Consider the following 20457-nt stretch of genomic DNA (forward strand, 5'->3'; position numbering starts at 1 on the left):
CGGATGGCCTAAAGGCACAGCAATCGCACTGACACTTGGGATGGGGGTCGCCCTTTCCGGCGTGGCACATGCGCAAACCCAAACCAAGCAATACGACGATGGCGGCGTTTACGAAGGCGAGTTTCGTGACGGCAAACAGCACGGCCAAGGCACCTATCGGTTGCCCAACGGCTACGAATACTCTGGCGAATGGGTCGATGGCGAAATTCGCGGAACGGGTACTGCGACCTTCCCGAACGGGTCTATCTACGAAGGTACCTTTGCAAGCGGTAAGCCCGAAGGCACTGGCAAGATTACATTTGCCGATGGCGGCACCTATGAAGGTGACTGGACCGACGGCAATATCACGGGCCAAGGCGTAGCGAATTACGCGAATGGCGTGATCTACGAAGGCGAATTCCGCAACGCGCAGCACCACGGTGTTGGGACGATGCGCAGCCCGAACGGGTATATCTACGAAGGTCCTTGGATCAACGGCGTGAAAGAAGGCGTGGGCAAAGTGACCTACCCTGATGGCGCCGTTTACGAAGGTAACCTGAAAGCAGGCGAACGCGACGGTGAAGGTACGCTGAAAGCAGCTGATGGCCTGATCTATGCAGGCACATGGGTTGATGGCCAGATCGAAGGGTCCGGCAAGCTGACGCAGCCGAATGGCGATATTTACGAAGGCACGCTTGTCGCAGGTCGTCGTCAGGGTGAAGGCAAAGTCACCTACGCAAATGGAGACGTGTACGAAGGCGGGTTTGTTGATGACAAACGCAGCGGTACTGGCACGTTTACAGATACGCGCGGCTATAAATACGTTGGCGATTGGGTCGATGGCCAGAACGAAGGCAATGGTGAAGTCACCTATCCTGACGGGTCTGTCTATACTGGCACGTTCTCGGCTGATCTGGCTGATGGGACTGGCAAGATCGTATATCCGGACGGGTCATCCTACGAAGGTGACTGGCAGAACGGTGTGATCAACGGCACGGGCGTTGCGATTTTTGAGAACGGCCTTGTTTATGAAGGTGAATTCCTGAACGCGAAGAACCACGGGATGGGCAAGATGACCTACCCTGACGGCTATGTTTACGAAGGTGAATGGGTCGAAGGTCAGCGCAACGGTCAAGGCACTGCTACGTATGCAGACGGTACAGTCTATGAGGGTACGTTTGTGGACGGTCAGCGCGACGGTACCGGTACGATCACTTTGCCAGACGGTTTCACCTACACAGGTGCGTGGGCTGAAGGTGAAATTAACGGCGAAGGTGTCGCAACTTATGCGAATGGCGACGTTTACGAAGGCCAGTTCGAAAGCGGTCGTCGTCAGGGCGTTGGCACAATGCGTTACGCATCAGGTCAGGAAATCTCTGGCGATTGGGAAGACGGTGCACTGGCACAAGAACCTGAGCTGGAAGACGCACCCGCCGCCGAATAATCGGACGACATGAATGAGAATGGGCAGCCAATTGGCTGCCCTTTGTCGTTTTGGATCAAGCGTTTCCGCGTGTCGGACGGTCGTTTTCGATGTTGAAACGCATACCATCCAACAATTCATCTAGGTCAGGACGCGACGCCGGACCGTTGGAAATATCAACCAACATCAGTTCACCATTTGGGCGAACCGCGAATGTGCCTGGCTCGGCAAACAGATCAGTCGTTTCGGCCTCTGACAAAGGATCAGACACATACAGGCCCAGCGCCCGCATCTGATCGACTGTCATCCCGTAGCCAACATCAAAGGTCCAACCGAATTCGTCGACGTCTGCTTGCGCCTTTTCAGCTGTATCAGCGGACACGACCATCACGTCCATCAATTCCGTCCAATCAGCCAGCATGTCGTTGAATTTGTTCAGGTATCTTTTGCAACGTGGGCAATGCTTGCCACGATAGACGACCAGCAGGGACCAGCGATCACGCGTGCCGCCGAACGTCAGCTGTCCGCCGCCAAGTTTCGCAAATGTCATTTCCGGCACGGCAACGCCAACGGCAGGTTTAGAATGGGTCATTGAATTTCCTTAAACAGATCAGACCTAAACCTTATCACCTGCGTCAAGACGACCCAACCATGCATCCGCCTCTGCAATGATCACATCCCGTTTACCCTGATCCATACGGTTCCACGTGGCGTACATTTGCCCCATCCGCGGATTGTTCGAAAAGTGATCTTTGTGTCGATTCAAGAAATGCCAGTACAGCAGATTGAATGGGCAGGCATCTGGGCCGGTTTTGTCCTTCACCTTATAGGCGCAGGATTTGCAGTAATCCGACATTTTCGCGATGTAATTGCCGCTAGAGACATAGGGTTTTGACGCAATGATACCGCCGTCGGCAAACTGGCTCATCCCGATTGTGTTCGGGGCTTCGACCCATTCAAACGCGTCGGCGTAAACCGCGAGATACCATTCGTGGACCTGCTGAGGTTCGATTCCTGCAAGAAGCGCAAAGTTTCCAGTGACCATAAGGCGTTGGATATGGTGGGCGTAGGCCTCTTCTTTGGTTTGGGTGATCGCCTGCGACATGCATTTCATTTTCGTGTCTGCACCCCAATACATCGCGGGCAGATCGCGGTCATGTTTCAGGATGTTGCGTGCCGTATAGTCAGGGCCTTCCAGAAAGTAGATGCCGCGCACGTATTCCCGCCAGCCGATGATTTGGCGAATGAAACCTTCGACGGCATTCAGCGGCGCATCGCCCTTTTTGTATGCTTCTTCAACAGCTTGGCAAACTTCAAGCGGGTTCAGGAGGCCCGCATTGATGTAAAGACCCACAATCGCGTGGTACATAAACCGCTGGTCCGTCACCATCGCATCTTGGAAATCACCGAACTGCGGCAAGCCGTTCTTGATCCAATGCGTCAGGTGACGCCGCGCTTGCCCCTGATCCGTCGCGAACCAAAAGGGGTGCAGATCACCAAAATTGTCGCCGAACCGGTCAGCGACTAAAGTCAGAACATCTTCAACAATTTCATCGGGTTGGAAATGCATTGGCCCGTTGAAATCAATGCTGTCTGGCGCAGCTTTTCTGTTGTCGTGATCATAGTTCCATTTGCCGCCTTCAGGGTCGTCGCCGTTCATCAACAGACCGGTTTTCCGGCGCATGTCGCGGTAGAAATATTCCATCCGCAATTGTTTGCGCCCATCGGCCCAGGTTTCAAAATCGCGATGCGAAGCGATGAACCGATCATCAGGAAGGCTGTGGGTTTTCAACGGCATATCAGCCAAAGCTGAGATCAACCGCCATTCACCCGGTTCGGTGTAAACGACCCCAGTCGCATCGTGTTCGGATGCGCGCCGGATCAGCTCACCAGTGATCGATCCGGTTGTGTCGGGATCATCCAGCTTTGTGTAACACACCGTCCAGCCATCATCGCGGAGCCGGTTCGCAAATTTGCGCATCGCCGCGAAGATAAACGCGATTTTCTTAGGGTGGTGCGATACATAGGTCGCTTCATCCATAACCTCTGCCATGACGACAATGTCGCTGGATTTGTCAGTTTTGCGCAGCGCGGATAGGTCATCCGACAGTTGGTCGCCGAGGACTAGAACCAGTCTTACCATGGAATTTCCTGCCCAGCATAATCGAAGAACCCGCCGGACTGCGAAACCTCTAATGCATTGATGACATTGACCAAAGATGCCGCCGCATCTGGTGCGGGGGTGGTTTTGTGCCGGCCTGCGTATTTCGCGGTGAACGGTGTTTCGACGGTCCCGGGGTGGAGTGCGACGCAAATCGATTGTTTGTGAGACCGTCCCAATTCGATGGCCGCGCCGTGTACGATCTGGTTCAACGCCGCCTTGGACGCCCGATATGAATGCCACCCGCCGATGCGGTTGTCGCCGATTGATCCGACCCGCGCTGATAAGGTCGCGACCACGCTACGTCGGTCTTTTGGGATCAATCGCGGCACATGTTTCAAGATCAACGCTGGCCCAACGGCGTTGACCGCATAAGTTTCGTGCATCGCCTCTGCCGAAATCGCGGAAAGCGATTTTTCGGGCGTGTGGGATTTGCCGGAGAGGATGCCGATGGCCGTAAAGATTAAATCGAACTGATCGGTGATTTGCCCGAGCACATCATCCACCGTTTCAGGGCGCGTGACGTCCAAACCGTCCGCCCGTGACAGTCCCGTGACGGCGACACCCTGCCCTGCCAATTCCGCGGCAACTGCGCGGCCGATGCCGCCCGAAGCGCCGATGATCAATGCATTTTTCATACCCTACAGCTAGAACCAGATGCAGGGAGGTCCAGCGGCCTGCTGCCGGATTTCGCGGAAACATTTCAAAAAACACTTTTCATTCATATCCGCTGTTGTATGGTCGCGCTATGGATAGAACCGCACATATCATTTCTCGCGCGCCGATGCCGCGTTTGGCGTGCGCCGTTCTCCTACTTAGCTGCCTCTGAGCGTGCCATCCGGCGCGACCGCTCAGGGGTGACCAGCGCCAAGATACGCAAGCTAAGGAATTCACATGATACTGCTAATGACTCGCCGGGCCCCTGCCCGCACTTTGACGTCGCGCTGCCAACAGGTTAACGCGACACCAACCCGCATTTTCCCAATTTCAAGCAAGGGCACAAAACGATGACCAAAGATAAAGTCCTGATCTTCGACACGACACTGCGCGACGGCGAACAATCACCCGGTGCGACAATGACCCATGCTGAGAAGTTGGAAATCGCTGAACTGCTGGACGAGATGGGCGTCGATATTATCGAAGCCGGTTTCCCGATCGCATCTGAGGGTGATTTTAACGCCGTGTCCGAAATTGCACGGCTTGCGAAACGGTCCACGATCTGTGGGCTGGCCCGTGCCAATTACAAAGACATCGACCGTTGTTGGGAGGCGGTGAAGCACGCGAAATCGCCGCGTATTCATACGTTTATCGGTACATCCCCGCTGCACCGCGCGATTCCGAACCTGAACAAGGACGAAATGGCTGAGCGGATTCACGACACGGTTACGCATGCGCGGAACCTGTGCGATAATGTGCAATGGTCGCCGATGGATGCCACACGGACGGAAGAAGATTACCTGTGCCGGACGGTTGAAATTGCGATCAAGGCAGGCGCCACGACGATCAACGTGCCTGACACCGTGGGTTACACCGCTCCTGTCGAATCTGCTGATTTGATCCGGATGTTGATCAACAAAGTCCCCGGCGCCGACGAGGTAATTTTCGCGACCCACTGCCATAACGACCTCGGCATGGCGACCGCCAATTCGCTGGCTGCTGTCGAAGGCGGCGCGCGTCAGATTGAATGCACAATCAACGGCTTGGGCGAACGTGCTGGTAACACCGCACTTGAAGAAGTTGTCATGGCGCTGAAAATTCGCGGAGATATCATGCCTTTCGAAACGGGCATTGATACGCGCAAGATCATGCACATTTCACGGCGTGTTGCGACGGTTTCAGGCTTTGCTGTGCAGCACAACAAAGCGATCGTTGGTAAGAACGCGTTTGCGCATGAAAGCGGTATCCACCAAGACGGGATGCTAAAGAACGCCGAGACGTTCGAAATTATGCGTCCTGAGGATGTTGGTCTGTCCGGTACGTCCCTGCCGCTGGGCAAACATTCGGGCCGTGCCGCGCTGCGCGCGAAGCTGGCCGAATTGGGCTACGATGTTGCAGATAATGAACTGAAGGACCTGTTTGTGCGGTTTAAGGACCTCGCAGATCGGAAAAAGGAAGTTTTCGACGACGACCTAATTGCATTGATCCAGCAGAATGATGCCGTTGAGGACCGTCTGAAACTGAAATCCTTGCGCGTCGTATGCGGCACTGACGGTCCACAGGAAGCCAAGATGGCGCTTGAGATTGATGGCGACGTGAAAGAAATCACGGCGACCGGCGATGGCCCTGTTGATGCGACGTTTAATGCGGTCAAAGGCTTGTTCGAACACTCTGCTCGCTTGCAGCTTTATCAGGTGAATGCGGTGACCGAAGGCACCGATGCGCAAGCGACCGTATCGGTCCGTATGGAAGAAGAAGGCCGCATCGCGACGGGTACTTCTGCGGATACCGACACTGTCGTTGCCAGTGCAAAGGCGTACATTAACGCGCTGAACCGCCTGATCGTGAAGCGGGAAAAATCAGCGCCGGGTGAAGACATCAAAGGCGTAAGCTACAAAGATAGTTAACCCCTTGAGAGCGCGGAATCCTTTGGGTTCCGCGCTTCATGACCGATTGACGCGCTGCGGTTGCGAAAATCCTCAAAATCAGCAGATTTCGCCATCATCGAGCCCCGATATGTTCGAAAATGTAAATTTTGACCGGAAAACCGGTAAAAAATTCACAATTCAGATTGCAAATATTCAAGCAGCAAGAACGCGCCGAAACCTTGTAATCAAGGGGTTTCTTCCCTTAAGCCCTGCATCTATAAGGCCTCAGGCCCGACCCGTGGGGGAGTCGTGGCGCAGCACGTAGTTTTGCAATGGGAAGGCCAGCGGCATGGCAATTTGGGGCAGTTTGTTTTCGTCAGACATGGCGATTGACCTTGGGACAGCGAACACGCTGGTCTACGTCAAAGGTCGGGGCGTTATCCTGTCCGAACCTTCTGTTGTTGCCTACCACGTCAAAGACGGCGTGAAAAAAGTTCTGGCCGTTGGCGAAGATGCGAAGTTGATGCTGGGCCGTACACCCGGTTCCATCGAGGCGATCCGCCCGATGCGTGACGGCGTCATTGCCGACTTTGATACCGCCGAAGAAATGATCAAACATTTCATTCGCAAGGTTGCGAAACGGTCCACGTTTTCCAAGCCGAAGATTATCGTTTGTGTCCCGCACGGTGCGACCCCCGTTGAAAAACGCGCGATCCGTCAGTCTGTTTTGTCTGCAGGCGCCCGCCGCGCTGGTCTGATTGCCGAACCGATTGCTGCGGCCATTGGTGCAGGCATGCCGATCACTGATCCGACGGGTAACATGGTTGTTGATATCGGTGGTGGTACGACCGAGGTGGCTGTGCTGTCGCTGGGCGACATTGTTTATGCCCGGTCCGTTCGCGTTGGTGGCGACCGTATGGACGAGGCGATCATTAACTATCTGCGTCGTCAGCATAACCTGCTGATCGGTGAATCAACCGCCGAACGGATTAAGACATCTATCGGGACTGCCCGTATGCCTGATGACGGACGTGGGTCATCCATGATGATCCGTGGCCGTGACCTGTTGAACGGCGTTCCAAAAGAAACCGAGATTTCGCAGGCGCAAGTCGCGGAAGCACTAGCCGAGCCCGTCCAACAGATTTGCGAAGCTGTGATGACAGCGCTTGAAGCGACACCACCGGATCTTGCGGCTGACATCGTTGATCGCGGCGTGATGCTGACCGGTGGTGGTGCATTGTTGGGTCAATTGGACCTCGCGCTGCGCGAACAGACTGGTCTTGCGATATCAGTCGCCGATGAATCGCTGAATTGTGTCGCAATGGGCACCGGTAAGGCGTTGGAGTATGAAAAACAGCTGCGGCATGTCATAGACTACGATAGCTGATCCGCCCCGTTGGGTCGGTCATTGTTTTCACGACCGGAGTTTGCGTAACCCGTGGCACGCGATAGACAATCAGAAGATTATATCACGCCCCTGCGACGTCTTTTCGTGGGGCTTTTGGTGTTGGTTCTGTTTGGCGTTTTCTTGGTCTGGCGGATCGACAGCCCTCGCGTCGAACGGTTCCGCGCCGCCGTGATTGACCGCGTGGTCCCGTCTTTTGATTGGGCTTTTGCGCCGGTGACAGGCCTTGTGAACCTTGTTCAAGATTTCCAAAGCTATCAACAGCTTGCCGAGCAGAACAATGATCTGCGCCGCGAGTTGCAGCAGATGAAGGCGTGGAAAGAAGCCGCAGCCCAGCTACAGCAGGAAAACGCGAAGCTGTTGGATTTGAACAACGTCCGTCTTGATCCGCAGCTGACCTATGTGACCGGCGTTGTGATGACCGATAGCGGGTCGCCGTTTCGCCAGTCTGTGCTGGTGAACGTCGGGATGCGCGATGGGATCGTGGACGGCTGGGCGACGATGGACGGGATCGGGCTTGTTGGCCGCATTTCCGGTGTTGGCCAAGAGATTAGCCGCGTGATTTTGCTGACCGATACGTCGAGCCGTATTCCTGTGACCGTTCAGCCGTCTGGCCAACGGGCGATTTTGGCTGGCGACAATACCCTGAACCCGCCGATTGAATTTCTGGATGACGCTGATGTTGTGCGTCCAGGTGATCTGGTTGTCACGTCTGGCGACGGCGGTGTGTTCCCTCCTGATTTGCAGGTTGGTCAGGTGGCGCGTGGCACCGATGGCCGTCTGCGTGTCCGCCTTTCTGCGGATTACGAACGGTTGAAGTTCTTGCGCGTACTGCGTGCCCGTGGCCACGAGGTGATCAACGATCCCGGTGGATTGCTGGCCCCGATCAACGGGCCTGTTGTAGTCCCAACTGCCGAGGCAGCCGATGGCTGAAACACCAGCAACACAAGTTTGGGTCGGTCGAGCGGTCTTTGCGTTCATCATGGTTGCGATCATCTTTATCCAATTGCTGCCTTTGGATACGCGCCCCGATAGCTGGGCTGCCCCTGATCTGATGCTCACCGTCGCGTTGGCATGGACTGCGCGTCGTCCTGATTTTGCGCCCGTCATTTTGATTGCGACGCTATTCCTGTTGGCTGACCTATTATTTCAACGTCCGCCCGGTTTGTGGACGGGTTTGATGGTGATCGGCACTGAAATGATGCGCGCCCGTGCCCGCCGGATGCGCAACGTTCCGCTGATGTTCGAATGGGGCACGGTGGCTGCTGGCATTGTGGCGATTACCCTGATTTATCGCGTGTCACTCACTATTGTGATGACCCCGCAACCGCCTTTGGGTTTGACCTTGATCCAAATGGTGATGACAATTGCCATATACCCGCTGGTGGTGGTGATCGCGCACTTCATCTTTGGTGTGTCGCGCCCTGCACCCGGCCAAACCGATAGCCTTGGGCACCGCTTGTGAAAGATTTGGGCCGATGAAGAAACCTGCAAAAGACGGTGGCCGTTCCACCCGCAAAATGAGCCGCCGCGCGATGCTTTTGGGCGGCGTGCAGCTGTCTGTGGTTGCGGCACTTGGCGTGCGTTTGCAGTCGATGCAGGTCGAACAGGCTGATCAGTTTCGCCTGTTGGCTGAGGAAAACCGGATCAACATCCGCTTGATTCCGCCCGCCCGCGGTTTGATTTTTGATCGTAACGGCAAGGCGTTAGCCGACAACGAACAGAACTACCGCGTTGTGATGGTCCGCGAAGATGCGGGTGACGTGGATGAGGTTCTCGCCAAGCTTTTGACGATTGTTGATATTCCTGAAGAAACGATTGCAAAGGCCAAAGAAGATATCTTTCGCCGGTCGCCTTTTGTGCAGGTGACCATCGCAGACCGTTTGTCTTGGGAAGACATGGCGAAGATTAATATCAACGCGCCCGCCCTGCCCGGCATCACTGCCGAAGTCGGCCTAAGCCGCGTCTACCCTTGGGGGGCAGAGCTGGGTCATGTGACCGGTTATGTCGGTCCCGTCAGTGATTACGATCTGAGCAAGATCGACGACCAAGACCCGCTGTTGCAGATTCCCAAGTTCCAAATCGGCAAGACCGGTGTTGAGAATAAGATGGAGCGGATGCTGCGCGGATCGGCCGGAACAAAGCGGATCGAAGTGAACGCGATTGGCCGTGTGATGCGCGAGTTGGATCGCCAACAGGGCCTTTCCGGCAAAGACGTGCAGTTGACGATTGATGCCGACTTGCAAAGTTATGTGCAGGCGCGGCTGGACGGCGAAAGTGCCGGTGCAGTTGTCATGGACCTGAAAGATGGCGATCTGCGCGCGATTGCCTCTGCCCCGACGTTTGATCCGAACCTGTTTGTGCGGGGCATTTCCGTCAAAGACTGGACTGACCTAAACGAAAACAAATACCGCCCGCTCGCCGCAAAAGCCGTGCAAGGTGCCTACCCGCCCGGATCGACGTTCAAGATGATCACGGCTTTGGCGGCCCTTGAGGATGGCCAAGTCACAGTCGATGAGACTGTGAACTGTCGCGGCTTTGTTGAGGTTTTCGGAACGCGTTTCCATTGTTGGAAACGTGGTGGGCACGGGAATATGAACCTGCACGAAAGCCTGAAGCAATCCTGCGACTGTTATTATTACGAGATTTCCCAACGCGTTGGCATCGACAAGATTGCTGATATGGCCCGCCGGTTCGGCCTTGGGATCAAGCACGATATTCCTGTGTCCGCTGTTGCGTCGGGCCTTGCCCCTGACAAGGAATGGAAGACCCGTGTTCGCGGCGAAGACTGGCGGATCGGGGATACGGTGAACGCGTCGATTGGTCAGGGGTATGTGCTGTCGTCTCCGCTGCAGCTTGCGATTATGACTGCGCGTTTGGCGACGGGCCGTTCGGTTGAACCCCGTTTGATCCGTGCGATTGACGGTGTTGAAACTGCGACGGGCGCTGGGTCGCCAATGGGTGTGAATGAAAACCTGCTGCGCCGTATTCGCGCGGCGATGGGCGCTGTGTCGAACCATTCGCGCGGCACCGGTTATCGGTCGCGGATCGTCGCGTCTGAATACCAAATGGCGGGTAAAACCGGAACGTCGCAGGTCCGCCGCATTACCGCAGAAGAACGCGCGCGCGGCGTCACGAGCAACGCTGATCTGCCATGGGAACGGCGGGATCACGCGCTGTTTGTGAACTTTGCCCCGATTGAAAACCCGCGTTTTGCGGTTGCTGTTGTTGTCGAACATGGCGGCGGCGGATCGACAGCGGCTGCCCCGATTGGACGCGATATCACGTTGCAGGCGCTTTATGGTGGCACCCCACCACTGTCCGCGTATCCATCGAATGTGCGCGGTCGCATTGCAGACCAGCAGGCGCGTATCGCCGAAAAGCTGGCTGCGGTGAAAACACGTGCAGGAGGTGATCGCGCGTGAGTTATCTTGAATATAACGCCAAATACGTCCCCACCGGTTTCCGCAAGCTGATGTATTTGAACTGGCCTGTCATCATCTTGCTGACGGCTGTGTCCTGCGCCGGTTTCATCATGCTGTTTTCCGTCGCGGGCGGGTCAGCGACCCCTTGGATGGAACCGCAGGTCAAGCGGTTCGGCCTTGGTATGGCATTGATGTTGATTGTCGCGATGGTGCCGATTTGGTTCTGGCGCAACATGGCGGGCGTGGCTTACGGCGTTTCGCTTTTGCTACTGATCGCGGTTGAATTTGTGGGTGTCGAACGGAACGGGTCGCAACGCTGGCTGGATCTTGGTCCGATGGATCTACAGCCGTCGGAGCTGATGAAAATCACGCTGGTGATGCTATTGGCTGCGTATTACGACTGGCTGCCGACCAATAAGACGTCGCGCCCGTTTTGGGTGTTGGTGCCTGTCCTGATGATCCTGCTGCCGACATATTTCGTGCTGAGCCAACCTGATCTAGGCACGTCGCTGCTGCTGATTATGGGCGGCGCTACGGTGATGTTTGTAGCGGGCGTGCATTGGGCGTATTTTGCGACCGTTATTTCGGCGGGCGTTGCGACTGTTGTCGCTGTTTTGAAATCGCAGGGGCAGCCGTGGCAGATTTTGAAGGACTATCAGTATCGCCGGATTGATACCTTTTTGGACCCTGCGAATGATCCGTTGGGTGCGGGCTATCACATCACGCAGGCCAAGATTGCGTTGGGGTCTGGTGGCTGGACCGGACGCGGGTTTATGCAGGGCACGCAGAGCCGTTTGAATTTCTTGCCCGAGAAACACACCGACTTTATCTTCACCACACTGGCCGAGGAATTCGGCTTTGTTGGTGCGACGTCGCTACTGGTGCTTTACGTGCTGATCGTGTTTTTCTGCGTGGCCTCTGCAGTGACCAACCGCGACCGTTTTGCCGCGTTGCTGACGTTGGGCGTTGCGATGACGTTCTTCTTGTTCTTCTCGGTCAATATGGCGATGGTGACTGGACTGGCCCCAGTTGTTGGGGTCCCTCTTCCGCTGGTCAGTTATGGAGGCTCTGCGATGGTCGTGTTGTTAATCGCGTTTGGCATGGTCCAAAGCGCACATGTGCATAAGCCGCGCTGATGGCTTTGAACGTTCTGTTTGCCGCCCGTGACGGGCTTTGGGCCGATTATAAAGATCATCTGCCTGTCGCGTTTGCCGATGCTGGCCTTGGTGTGGATTTGTCCCGCGATCATCCCCCTGCCAACGTCGATTACATCGTCTTTGCCCCCCATCCCGCTTTGACCGACTTCACGCCTTTCACCCGCACCAAGGCTGTGTTGAGCCTTTGGGCCGGCGTTGAGACAATCGTGACGAATGAAACGCTGACGCAACCGCTTGCGCGGATGGTGAACCCGGGCCTGACGCAAGGTATGGTCGAATGGGTGACCGGACACGTTTTGCGACACCACCTTGGCATGGATCGCCATATCCATACGCAAGACGGCACATGGGATCAGACGGTGCCGCCGTTGGCGCCCGAACGCAAAGTCTGCGCCTTGGGTCTTGGCGCGTTGGGTGCGGCCTGTGCAGAAGCGATTGCTGCGCTCGGGTTTAACGTGTCGGGGTGGAGCCGGTCACAAAAATCCATAGCGGGCGTGACCTGTTTTGCAGGCGATGCAGGTATGACTGATGCGTTGAAGGACGCAGAAATTGTCGTGCTGTTGCTGCCCAATACAACTGATACGGAAAACGCATTGAACGCTGATACTTTGGCTTTGTTGGCCAAAGGTGCGTTCATTGTGAACCCCGGACGCGGGCCATTGATTGATGATGACGCGCTATTGGCGGCATTGGATAGCGGTCAGGTCGCGCATGCCACGTTGGACGTTTTCCGCGTTGAACCGTTACCTGCGGATCATCCGTATTGGGCACATCCGCGTGTGACCGTCACACCGCATATCGCGGCAGAGACGCGGCCAGAAACAGCCGCCGCTGTGATCGCGGCAAATATCAAACGCTGTGAAGCCGGAGAGCCAATGCACAACCTTGTGGATCGCGGCGCGGGTTACTAGCGCAGGCGCGGTGGTTTTTCGGGGTCCATGCCGGGTGCGCTGGGTTCTTGCGGAGTTTCCAATTCTGGTAGGTCGAACCGCAATCCGACTTTTGCCAGATGCCCAGCCAATTGATCGGTCGCTTTGACGAACAGGACGTCCATGGTGCCTGCTTCGATCCCTGAAAATGTTAGTGCTTCGCCTGCTGCTTTTGCCAGTGATCCTTCGGCACCGGGAACGGCATCGACGAACGCCAGAACGTGCCCGCGTGATCCGTCGTCGTAGACGGCAGCCGCCAGATAGGCGAACCGCGCAAGACCTGCCGCGATGGCGAGTTTGCGGTCAAGACCTGTGACAACCGCCTCTGGCAATCCGCCTGGTGCGTTAACTTCGGTCAATCGGGCCTCGGCCTCTTCTGGGTTGTTGGCAAGCGTTTCGACCAGCCAGTCCACCGCTTCGGCAGGGATCAGCATTTCGGAGGGGGCTACCTGAAGGTTCAGGGCAAGCCCGATTCCCTGCCCCGCGAGCATCCCCGCCAAACCGCGCCCCGGAATGCCTGCATAGGGCACCGGACGCCCGACGAATTCAGACAGACGTTCTTCGCGGTCGAAAATCAGGGCAAAACGGCCATCGGCAATGTCGAAAATCTCTGGCTGGATTTGGTCCCCTTCGGGTTCCGCTGCCAACAGAAGGAACACTTCGGTGTCGGCCAAACGTTCATAGAACCGCAGACGCTGCGCATCATCATCTGGGGCTGCTTCCATGGCGGCGTGGGCTGTATCGAGATCGGTCATTTTGCGTCCTTCGTCTGCGTCACGATCAGGTAGCCTGATGTGCTTGCCGCGACAAGTGACAGGGCGTAGCGTTGTTGCCGGAACGTGAAGGATAGGCCGTGTCACACATCGCCAAGGACATCAGCGCCTGCCGGATTTGCGCGGCGCGCTTTGCTGCAACGAAAACGCAGCACAGGCCCCGCCCTGTCGCGTGGTTTGCCAAAGGGACGCCGATCCTGATCGCGGGGCAAGCGCCGGGCATGCGTGTTCAGCAATCAGGCAAGCCGTTTGATGACAGGTCCGGTGATCGGTTGCGTGACTGGCTGGGGCTGGACCGTGATGCGTTCTATGACACTGATTTTGTGTCATTTGTCCCGACAGCATTTTGTTTTCCAGGCTATGATGCAAAGGGTGCAGATCTACCGCCGCCGACAGTGTGTTGGGACACGTGGCACGCAGATGTGCTGGATCATATCGGTCCGCCGCAGTTGCGGATCATTATCGGGCAATATGCGATCAAGCGTCATTTGGGGCGATCCGGATCGCTGGGATCGGTGATTGCGGATTGGCGTAGCTTTCCCGATGGCACATTTGTTTTGCCGCATCCGTCTTGGCGGAATTCCGGTTGGCTGAAGAAAAATCCTGTTTTTGAAACCGAAATTCTACCCGTTTTGCGCGAACAGGTCGGGTTGTTGTTGACGATGCGGGACCCTACCTAAGGGGTCACACTTCCATTGGAAGTCACATCGCCCCGCAATTTCCCCTGTCTTTTATGGCCGTTTCGCTTCATAATTTAGACAAAGGATGCGCCCCACAGGGGGATGTTAACCTATTTCGTCAACAATGGCGAAGCCCATCACGGGATACCGACGCAGGCAGATGTTAGAATTTACGAATGTTTCCAAGTCGTTCTGGACCGGAACGCAACGCAAAGTGATCCTTGATAGGGCTTCTTTTCGCGTGGAATTGGGAAATTCTTTGGGCATTCTGGCACCAAACGGCACCGGCAAGACGACGTTGATTAACATGATGGCGGGTTTGGAGAAGCCCGACGAAGGCCAGATTTACCGCGGTTGCAAGATCTCGTTCCCGCTTGGTTTTATGGGCGGGGTTGTTGGGAAACACACCGCAAAAGAGAACTGTCGCTATATTGCGCGGCTTTACGGTTTGGATCCGGATTACGTCGAATCCTTCTGCCGTTGGCTGTGCGACATTCAAGAATACTTTGACCTGCCCATCGGGACATATAGCCAAGGGATGCGATCGCGATTTACATTTTCGCTGATGCTGGCGCTTGATTTTGATATGTACCTGATTGACGAAGGCATGCCGCAGACGACAGATGTGGAATTCAACCGCAAAGCCGGTGAAATTCTGCGCGAGAGATTAGAAAGTACGACAGTGATCATCGTTTCACACCAAGCAGCGACGCTTGAACGGTTTGCCCGTTCTGCCGCCGTGCTGCGCGATGGTCATTTTCAAATGTTTGACACCTTGGAAGAAGCGAAACAGTTGTATGACTACGAAACCCAAGGCTAGAAAATTCCGCATCCGCCAAGATGACAACGGGGCTAAGCCTACCCCCGCATCTGAACCAGCGGCGACGCCTGAAGCGGCACCCCAGAAACCTGCCCCGGCCGCAGACGCCAATGTCGCGTCCCCTGCGCAGGTATCGGCAGAGGTGTCACTAGATGATATCCGCAAGGAAGGTCTGACTGGTCGCCAGTTGCGTATGGCGCGTCGCGTGGCCCAGAAGAACGGCCTAGCCGTGACGTCTGATTTTGATGCCGTAAGGCAGTTGCGCGGGATGGGAATTGATCCGTTCCAGCGCAACACGATCCTTGAGCTGGTGACGCCCGAAGGCGGGAACGGTGCTGACGGCGGTGGTCAGGCCAAGCAGAACGGCCAAAAACCGATTGGTCAAATCCAACTACCGCAGACAGTGCAACAGGGTCAGAACCTGCCATCAACGGAAACCGCGAGCCCCGCAGACCGTCGCGCGGGCGAGATTATGCGCATCCAACGGGATCTGGCGAAACGGCGGCGGCGCAAGCTGGCGCTGCTTTTCACACGTCTGGCGACGTTCGTGTTTTTGCCAACGATTTTGGTGGGCTGGTATTTCTACATGATGGCGACGCCCATGTATGCCACCAATTCGGAATTCGTGATCCAGCAAGCCGAAGCGACATCTGCCCCCGGCGGGCTTGGCGGCCTGTTCCAAGGAACGTCGCTTGCGACCCAGCAGGACAGTATTGCGGTGCAATCCTACCTTGCGTCGCGCGCTGCGATGTTACGTCTGAACGAAGATCATGGGTTCAAGGCACACTTTAGCGCTGACAATATCGATCAGATTCAACGCCTTGATCCAGAAGCCACAAATGAAGCTGCGTTTGGCGTTTACACTGACAAAGTCAAGGTCAGCTATGATCCGACCGAAGGTATTTTGCGGATGGAAGTGATCGCCGCTGATCCTGAAACCAGCCAGACCTATTCAGAGGCCCTGATTGGATATGCCGAAGAACAGATCGACCAATTGACGCAGCGCCCGCGCACCGAAGCCATGAAAGGCGCGCGTGAAAACTACGACAATACGGTCCAAAGCCGGACCGATGCGCTGGATAACTTGTTGTCAATCCAGCAAGAATTGCAAGTTGCCGATCCCGCTGGTGAAACCGCCGCACTGACGGCACAGATTTCGGCGCTCGAACAGCAACGCCAACAATTGCAGTTAACACTTGCTGAACGTCTCGGCGTACGGCGTCCGAACCAAGCGCAAGTGGAAGCACTGCAAGGTCAGATTTCAAGTATCGAGAGCCTGATTGCGGACGTGCGTGGCCAGATCAGTAACGCCACGAATAGTGGTCGTTCATTGGCTGAAAGCAACACGCGTTTGCGGCTTGCTGAAGAAGATTACGCGTTCCAGACCCTTCAAGTGCAGGCCGCATTGGCCCAACTTGAAGCCGCGCAAATCGAAGCAAATCGTCAGGTGCGTTACCTGTCGCTGGGCGTTGAACCCGTTGCCCCTGATGAGGCCACCTACCCGCGCGCGTTTGAAAACACTGTGCTGGCGTTCCTCATTTTCGCAGGTATCTATCTGATGATTTCGCTGACCGCATCAATCCTGCGCGAACAGGTTTCGACCTAAAAATCGGGCAAAGGGCTTGGCCCGCGCATCGCCATCTGCTTAGGATAAGTCATTCTTATTAAGCAGATTGTGATATGCGTATTTTCAAGCTCCTTTGCCTCGTCCTTCTATTTGCTGGTCCTGTTGCGGCACAAAACGACGGCGGTACAATTGCCGCGATCAACACCGACCAGAACGATGCGGATATAGCGATCCGTATCCGCGATATCCTGTCTGAACTTGGAAACTACGACGATATTACCGTCACAGTATCGGAAGGCATCGTCACCTTCCGCGGCACCGCGACGTCGTCGCTTGAAGCATCCGAACTTGGCGATCTCGCCAATCGCGTGGAAGGCGTTGTCGCGGTCAAGAACGAGGTGACCGAAACGGCGGATATTGCCCGCAGGCTTGACCCCGCCATAGCGCGTTTCAGGACGCGTATTGAACAATTCATGACGTTCCTGCCGCTCGCGTTGATTGCTGCTGTGGCCGGTGCCTTGATCGTTTGGATCGGCCTGCGCATTGCCCGTGCCCGCCAGCCGTGGGAACGCTTGGCCCCTAACCTGTTCATCGCAGAGCTTTACCGACAAATCGTCCGCATCGTGTTTGTCATCGGTGCTTTAGTAATCGCTTTGGATATCCTGAATGCCACTGCACTTTTGTCGACGATCCTTGGCGCTGCCGGTATCATCGGCCTCGCGCTTGGCTTTGCTGTCCGTGACACTGTTGAAAATTTCATTGCATCGGTGATGCTGTCGATCCGCCAACCTTTTCGCCCGAACGACACGGTTGAGATCAACGGCGATCAAGGCAAAGTCATTCGCCTGACCAGCCGCGCAACGATTCTATTGTCATTTGATGGCAACCACATTCGCATTCCCAACGCGACGGTGTTTAAGAGCCGGATCATCAATTACAGCCAACACGCGGAACGCCGATTTATGTTTTCGCTGCTGATTGATCGGGACGCGGACCTTGGGGCCGCCCGCGCTTTGGTCGAAGCGACAGTGCAGAAATTGCCGTTTGTTTTGGAACATCCAGCCGCGGCCACATGGATCGACACATTTGAAACGTCGGGTGCCAGCCTTGTCATCACAGGATGGGTCGATCAGAACGAAACCTCGATCGTTTTGGCCAAAGGCGAAGCTATCCGCCAAGTAAAACAGGCCTTATCTGACGCAAGTGTCGTCATGACCGACAGTTCGCAAGTGGTTGTGCTGGACCGGAAATCGCAGGCCGAAGCGATGGCCGCAGCCCCGCAAGAAGCGCCCGAAGTCGCTCCAGTCACCCCCGCAACAGACAGCGATCTGGACCGCATCATCGACGCCGAAAGAGAGGCCGAAAGCAGCGAAGACCTGCTGCGGGACGACGCGCTAAAAGAATAGCACTTTTTCTGTTTGAGGGGCTTGAAGCCGCTGCAGCTTCGTCGTAAATACCGCCTCGTTGATGGGGTGTAGCCAAGTGGTAAGGCAACGCTTTTTGGTAGCGTGCACCGTAGGTTCGAATCCTACCACCCCAGCCAACACCTTCCCTCCAGTAGAATAAGAGACAACGAGGCACTCTGACGTCCAGAATGCCCCCAAAAGTGCCCCACGGGTGTTTCGCACACCATGCGGGCGGGCCTCTGCCACCGTCCTAGAGCAGTTGATGGCCAGTCCCGTTCGCCCAGTGGTCTCGATCGTCTCGCTTGTTGTCCGCTCGCGTTCCGTCGGTCAGGTGGTCGGGGTTCATGCACAAGCGATGGCGCACGACCGAACGGGCCTAGTCCACTTTCACACTGGATATCCGTAAGAATAGCCGGGCCCTTCATTTGGGCCCCGCTCTCTAGAATGCGTGCTCGCACTATTCCTCCCATTGCTCGAAACGACGTGTTGGCTAGGGCAACATGGTAACCCGAGTATTAACGAGGAGAAGACATTGGCAGCTTCAGAATTGAATATTGATACCACCGCAACTGCGCTTGAGATGGCTGACACGATGTTTGGATCAGGTGTCACGGTCGTTTCGGCGACATACACTGGGGCGAACACAGCGTCGGGAATTTACACCGGTGGTGACGTGACCGCGCCAGTTCTTACTCCATCAGACAGCGGCGTCATTCTGTCAACTGGTTTGGCGACCGACGTAACAAACAGCACCGGCGCTGAGAACGTATAGCCATCGACCAGTACCGACCACGCCTTGCCAGGAGATGCAGGGCTGACCTCAATTCCAGGCATCACCACTTTTGACGCTGCAATTCTCGAAAGCGCGTTTATCCCAGATGGGGATGTTTTGACGATGCAGGTAGTCTTCTCGTCCGAGGAATATCTGGAGTACGTCAACTCTGGCGTCAATGACGCTGTCGGGATCTGGGTCAACGGCGTTAAGGCGGAATTGTCGATTACAGATGGCAACATTTCGATCGATGAGATCAACGATACTATGACGTCGAACCTGTTCTTGGACAACACTGGCGTCACGCCAGTTGTGAATACCGAAATGGACGGTTTGACGATCACGCTTTCCCTCAAAGCACCAGTCACTCCGGACGAAGAAAACACTATCCGTATTGGGATCGCAGACGGTGGCGACGGCGTCTATGACAGTAATTTGCTGATTGTAGCGGATTCGTTGCAGACCAGCCTGATCGCGAATGACGATACTATTGAATTGTTTGGGACTAATCCAGGTACGATAGATGCGCTGGCAAATGACGAATCCGGAGATCCGTCTCTTACGATTACCGAAATCAATGGCCAGCCAATCGTACCGGGTGGGAGCATCGTGCTGGCCACCGGCGAAACTATTACCTTGAATGCCAACGGTACGCTCACTTTGGAGAGCGACGGCGCACTCGGCAGCGACAGCTTTTCGTACACAATTGCTGACTCAGCAGGCAACACTGACGTTGGATACATCACTGCCACAACCTCTGTTGCATGTTTTTTGGCGGGATCGCTGATTGATACGCCCTCTGGGCCTGTCAAGATTGAGCAGTTGGAAGTTGGTGACGAAGTACTGACCTCCGACAATGGTCCACAAGTTCTGCGATGGATCGGGTCGACGACGCGGTTGGCCAAAGGCAGAGACGCCCCAATTCGGTTCCGGAAAGGGGCACTTGGAAACCATGAGGAGATCGAGGTTTCCCCCAATCATCGGGTTTTGGTTCGTGATGGCTTTGCAGAGCTGCTGTTTGGCAGTCTGGAAGTCTTTGTAAAAGCGAAACATCTCGTGAATGACGCAACCATCGGTCGGCGGGTTGATGACGCTTCGGTGACCTATGTGCATCTGCTCTTTGATCAGAATGAGATCGTCACTGTGAACGGGTTAGAAAGCGAGAGTTTCCATCCTGGTGCCGTTGGTATGGCGGGCTTTGATCCAGAAACTGCAGAAGAACTTCACCGCTTCTTTCCATGCTTAGATGCAATCAAAGGATACGGGAGCACTGCGCGTATGGACTTGCGGGCCCATGAAGCGCTGACACTCGTAAGCGCTTGAGCCAAAGAGGGAGCCCCCGACAACCTGCGTTCCTGATCCATATTCGATTGGCGTGATGCCTATACCGAAGAGAGTGTGATATACCCTAAATAAATACGAATTACCTCAAATT

Annotated in this window: 17 protein-coding genes, 1 tRNA gene and 1 pseudogene; 15 read left to right on the plus strand and 4 right to left on the minus strand. The window is 55.5% G+C overall.

Features of this window, described 5'->3' with window-relative positions; genetic code table 11:
• Window positions 1-40 precede the first annotated feature (40 nt).
• Window positions 41-1423, plus strand: coding sequence for a 2-isopropylmalate synthase (locus MWU61_RS14640; RefSeq protein WP_247129175.1), 1383 nt, complete (start codon window positions 41-43; stop codon window positions 1421-1423).
• A 55-nt stretch (window positions 1424-1478) separates the two neighbouring features.
• Here MWU61_RS14640 and MWU61_RS14645 read toward each other — a convergent pair whose 3' ends face one another.
• Genes MWU61_RS14645 through MWU61_RS14655 form a run of 3 tightly spaced genes read right to left on the minus strand, consistent with a single transcriptional unit; the run spans window position 1479 to window position 4201 of the window.
• Complete coding sequence (locus tag MWU61_RS14645) at window positions 1479-1994, minus strand: redoxin domain-containing protein (protein ID WP_247129126.1); 516 nt, start codon at window positions 1992-1994, stop codon at window positions 1479-1481.
• A 24-nt stretch (window positions 1995-2018) separates the two neighbouring features.
• The gene (locus MWU61_RS14650; protein ID WP_247129127.1) at window positions 2019-3545 is read right to left on the minus strand and encodes a cryptochrome/photolyase family protein; all 1527 of its coding nucleotides are present in this window, start codon (window positions 3543-3545) and stop codon (window positions 2019-2021) included.
• Window positions 3539-4201, minus strand: coding sequence for an SDR family NAD(P)-dependent oxidoreductase (locus tag MWU61_RS14655; protein WP_247129128.1), 663 nt, complete (start codon window positions 4199-4201; stop codon window positions 3539-3541). Before MWU61_RS14655 ends, MWU61_RS14650 begins: the two co-directional genes overlap by 7 nt.
• A gap of 369 nt (window positions 4202-4570) precedes the next feature.
• Between MWU61_RS14655 and MWU61_RS14660 the strand changes: the two genes are divergently transcribed.
• The 7 genes from MWU61_RS14660 (at window position 4571) to MWU61_RS14690 (ending at window position 12986) form a co-directional block, all read left to right on the plus strand.
• The gene (locus MWU61_RS14660) at window positions 4571-6127 is read left to right on the plus strand and encodes a 2-isopropylmalate synthase (RefSeq protein WP_247129129.1); all 1557 of its coding nucleotides are present in this window, start codon (window positions 4571-4573) and stop codon (window positions 6125-6127) included.
• A 310-nt stretch (window positions 6128-6437) separates the two neighbouring features.
• Window positions 6438-7475, plus strand: coding sequence for a rod shape-determining protein (locus MWU61_RS14665; protein ID WP_247129130.1), 1038 nt, complete (start codon window positions 6438-6440; stop codon window positions 7473-7475).
• A gap of 51 nt (window positions 7476-7526) precedes the next feature.
• Window positions 7527-8426 (plus strand): rod shape-determining protein MreC, encoded by a 900-nt coding sequence (gene mreC / locus MWU61_RS14670; RefSeq protein ID WP_247129131.1) that lies wholly within the window; start codon window positions 7527-7529, stop codon window positions 8424-8426.
• On the plus strand, window positions 8419-8958 hold the full coding sequence (locus MWU61_RS14675) for a rod shape-determining protein MreD (RefSeq protein WP_247129132.1): 540 nt from the start codon (window positions 8419-8421) through the stop codon (window positions 8956-8958). The genes mreC and MWU61_RS14675 overlap by 8 nt, the downstream gene beginning before the upstream one ends.
• 13 nt (window positions 8959-8971) lie before the next feature.
• A complete protein-coding gene (mrdA, locus tag MWU61_RS14680; protein WP_247129133.1) occupies window positions 8972-10918 on the plus strand; it encodes a penicillin-binding protein 2 in 1947 nt (648 codons plus the stop codon).
• Window positions 10915-12054, plus strand: a complete 1140-nt coding sequence (gene rodA / locus MWU61_RS14685; RefSeq protein WP_247129134.1) for a rod shape-determining protein RodA — start codon at window positions 10915-10917, stop codon at window positions 12052-12054. Before mrdA ends, rodA begins: the two co-directional genes overlap by 4 nt.
• The gene (locus MWU61_RS14690; protein ID WP_247129135.1) at window positions 12054-12986 is read left to right on the plus strand and encodes a glyoxylate/hydroxypyruvate reductase A; all 933 of its coding nucleotides are present in this window, start codon (window positions 12054-12056) and stop codon (window positions 12984-12986) included. The genes rodA and MWU61_RS14690 overlap by 1 nt, the downstream gene beginning before the upstream one ends.
• Here MWU61_RS14690 and MWU61_RS14695 read toward each other — a convergent pair.
• A complete protein-coding gene (locus MWU61_RS14695; RefSeq protein WP_247129136.1) occupies window positions 12983-13759 on the minus strand; it encodes an SseB family protein in 777 nt (258 codons plus the stop codon). The two genes, MWU61_RS14690 and MWU61_RS14695, sit on opposite strands and share 4 nt — an antisense overlap.
• Before the next feature lie 98 nt (window positions 13760-13857).
• Between MWU61_RS14695 and MWU61_RS14700 the strand changes: the two genes are divergently transcribed.
• The 7 genes and pseudogenes from MWU61_RS14700 (at window position 13858) to MWU61_RS19885 (ending at window position 20345) form a co-directional block, all read left to right on the plus strand.
• Window positions 13858-14457: a uracil-DNA glycosylase family protein gene (locus MWU61_RS14700; protein WP_247129137.1), complete on the plus strand. Its 600-nt coding sequence runs from the start codon at window positions 13858-13860 to the stop codon at window positions 14455-14457.
• A 160-nt stretch (window positions 14458-14617) separates the two neighbouring features.
• Window positions 14618-15277 (plus strand): ATP-binding cassette domain-containing protein, encoded by a 660-nt coding sequence (locus MWU61_RS14705; protein ID WP_247129138.1) that lies wholly within the window; start codon window positions 14618-14620, stop codon window positions 15275-15277.
• Entirely contained in the window at window positions 15255-16883 is a 1629-nt protein-coding gene (locus MWU61_RS14710; protein WP_247129139.1) for a capsule biosynthesis protein, read from the plus strand. The genes MWU61_RS14705 and MWU61_RS14710 overlap by 23 nt, the downstream gene beginning before the upstream one ends.
• A 74-nt stretch (window positions 16884-16957) precedes the next feature.
• Entirely contained in the window at window positions 16958-18250 is a 1293-nt protein-coding gene (locus tag MWU61_RS14715) for a mechanosensitive ion channel domain-containing protein (RefSeq protein WP_247129140.1), read from the plus strand.
• A gap of 62 nt (window positions 18251-18312) precedes the next feature.
• Window positions 18313-18387 (plus strand) — tRNA-Gln (locus MWU61_RS14720).
• A gap of 455 nt (window positions 18388-18842) precedes the next feature.
• A pseudogene (locus MWU61_RS14725) lies at window positions 18843-19469 on the plus strand (choice-of-anchor L domain-containing protein); the annotation flags it as partial.
• Between the two features lie 9 nt (window positions 19470-19478).
• Window positions 19479-20345: a Hint domain-containing protein gene (locus MWU61_RS19885; protein ID WP_348645588.1), complete on the plus strand. Its 867-nt coding sequence runs from the start codon at window positions 19479-19481 to the stop codon at window positions 20343-20345.
• Window positions 20346-20457 lie beyond the last annotated feature (112 nt).

The sequence above is a fragment of the Loktanella sp. F6476L genome (assembly GCF_023015725.1).
Taxonomy (GTDB): domain Bacteria; phylum Pseudomonadota; class Alphaproteobacteria; order Rhodobacterales; family Rhodobacteraceae; genus Yoonia.

Bases quoted from the DNA above. Each gene is read 5' to 3' on its own strand.
- MWU61_RS14640 (WP_247129175.1), top strand. From the start codon at position 41: ATGGGGGTCGCCCTTTCCGGCGTGGCACATGCGCAAACCCAAACCAAG.
- MWU61_RS14645 (WP_247129126.1), bottom strand. From the start codon at position 1,994: ATGACCCATTCTAAACCTGCCGTTGGCGTTGCCGTGCCGGAAATGACA.
- MWU61_RS14650 (WP_247129127.1), bottom strand. From the start codon at position 3,545: ATGGTAAGACTGGTTCTAGTCCTCGGCGACCAACTGTCGGATGACCTA.
- MWU61_RS14655 (WP_247129128.1), bottom strand. From the start codon at position 4,201: ATGAAAAATGCATTGATCATCGGCGCTTCGGGCGGCATCGGCCGCGCA.
- MWU61_RS14660 (WP_247129129.1), top strand. From the start codon at position 4,571: ATGACCAAAGATAAAGTCCTGATCTTCGACACGACACTGCGCGACGGC.
- MWU61_RS14665 (WP_247129130.1), top strand. From the start codon at position 6,438: ATGGCAATTTGGGGCAGTTTGTTTTCGTCAGACATGGCGATTGACCTT.
- MWU61_RS14675 (WP_247129132.1), top strand. From the start codon at position 8,419: ATGGCTGAAACACCAGCAACACAAGTTTGGGTCGGTCGAGCGGTCTTT.
- mrdA (WP_247129133.1), top strand. From the start codon at position 8,972: ATGAAGAAACCTGCAAAAGACGGTGGCCGTTCCACCCGCAAAATGAGC.
- MWU61_RS14690 (WP_247129135.1), top strand. From the start codon at position 12,054: ATGGCTTTGAACGTTCTGTTTGCCGCCCGTGACGGGCTTTGGGCCGAT.
- MWU61_RS14695 (WP_247129136.1), bottom strand. From the start codon at position 13,759: ATGACCGATCTCGATACAGCCCACGCCGCCATGGAAGCAGCCCCAGAT.
- MWU61_RS14705 (WP_247129138.1), top strand. From the start codon at position 14,618: ATGTTAGAATTTACGAATGTTTCCAAGTCGTTCTGGACCGGAACGCAA.
- MWU61_RS14710 (WP_247129139.1), top strand. From the start codon at position 15,255: ATGACTACGAAACCCAAGGCTAGAAAATTCCGCATCCGCCAAGATGAC.
- MWU61_RS14715 (WP_247129140.1), top strand. From the start codon at position 16,958: ATGCGTATTTTCAAGCTCCTTTGCCTCGTCCTTCTATTTGCTGGTCCT.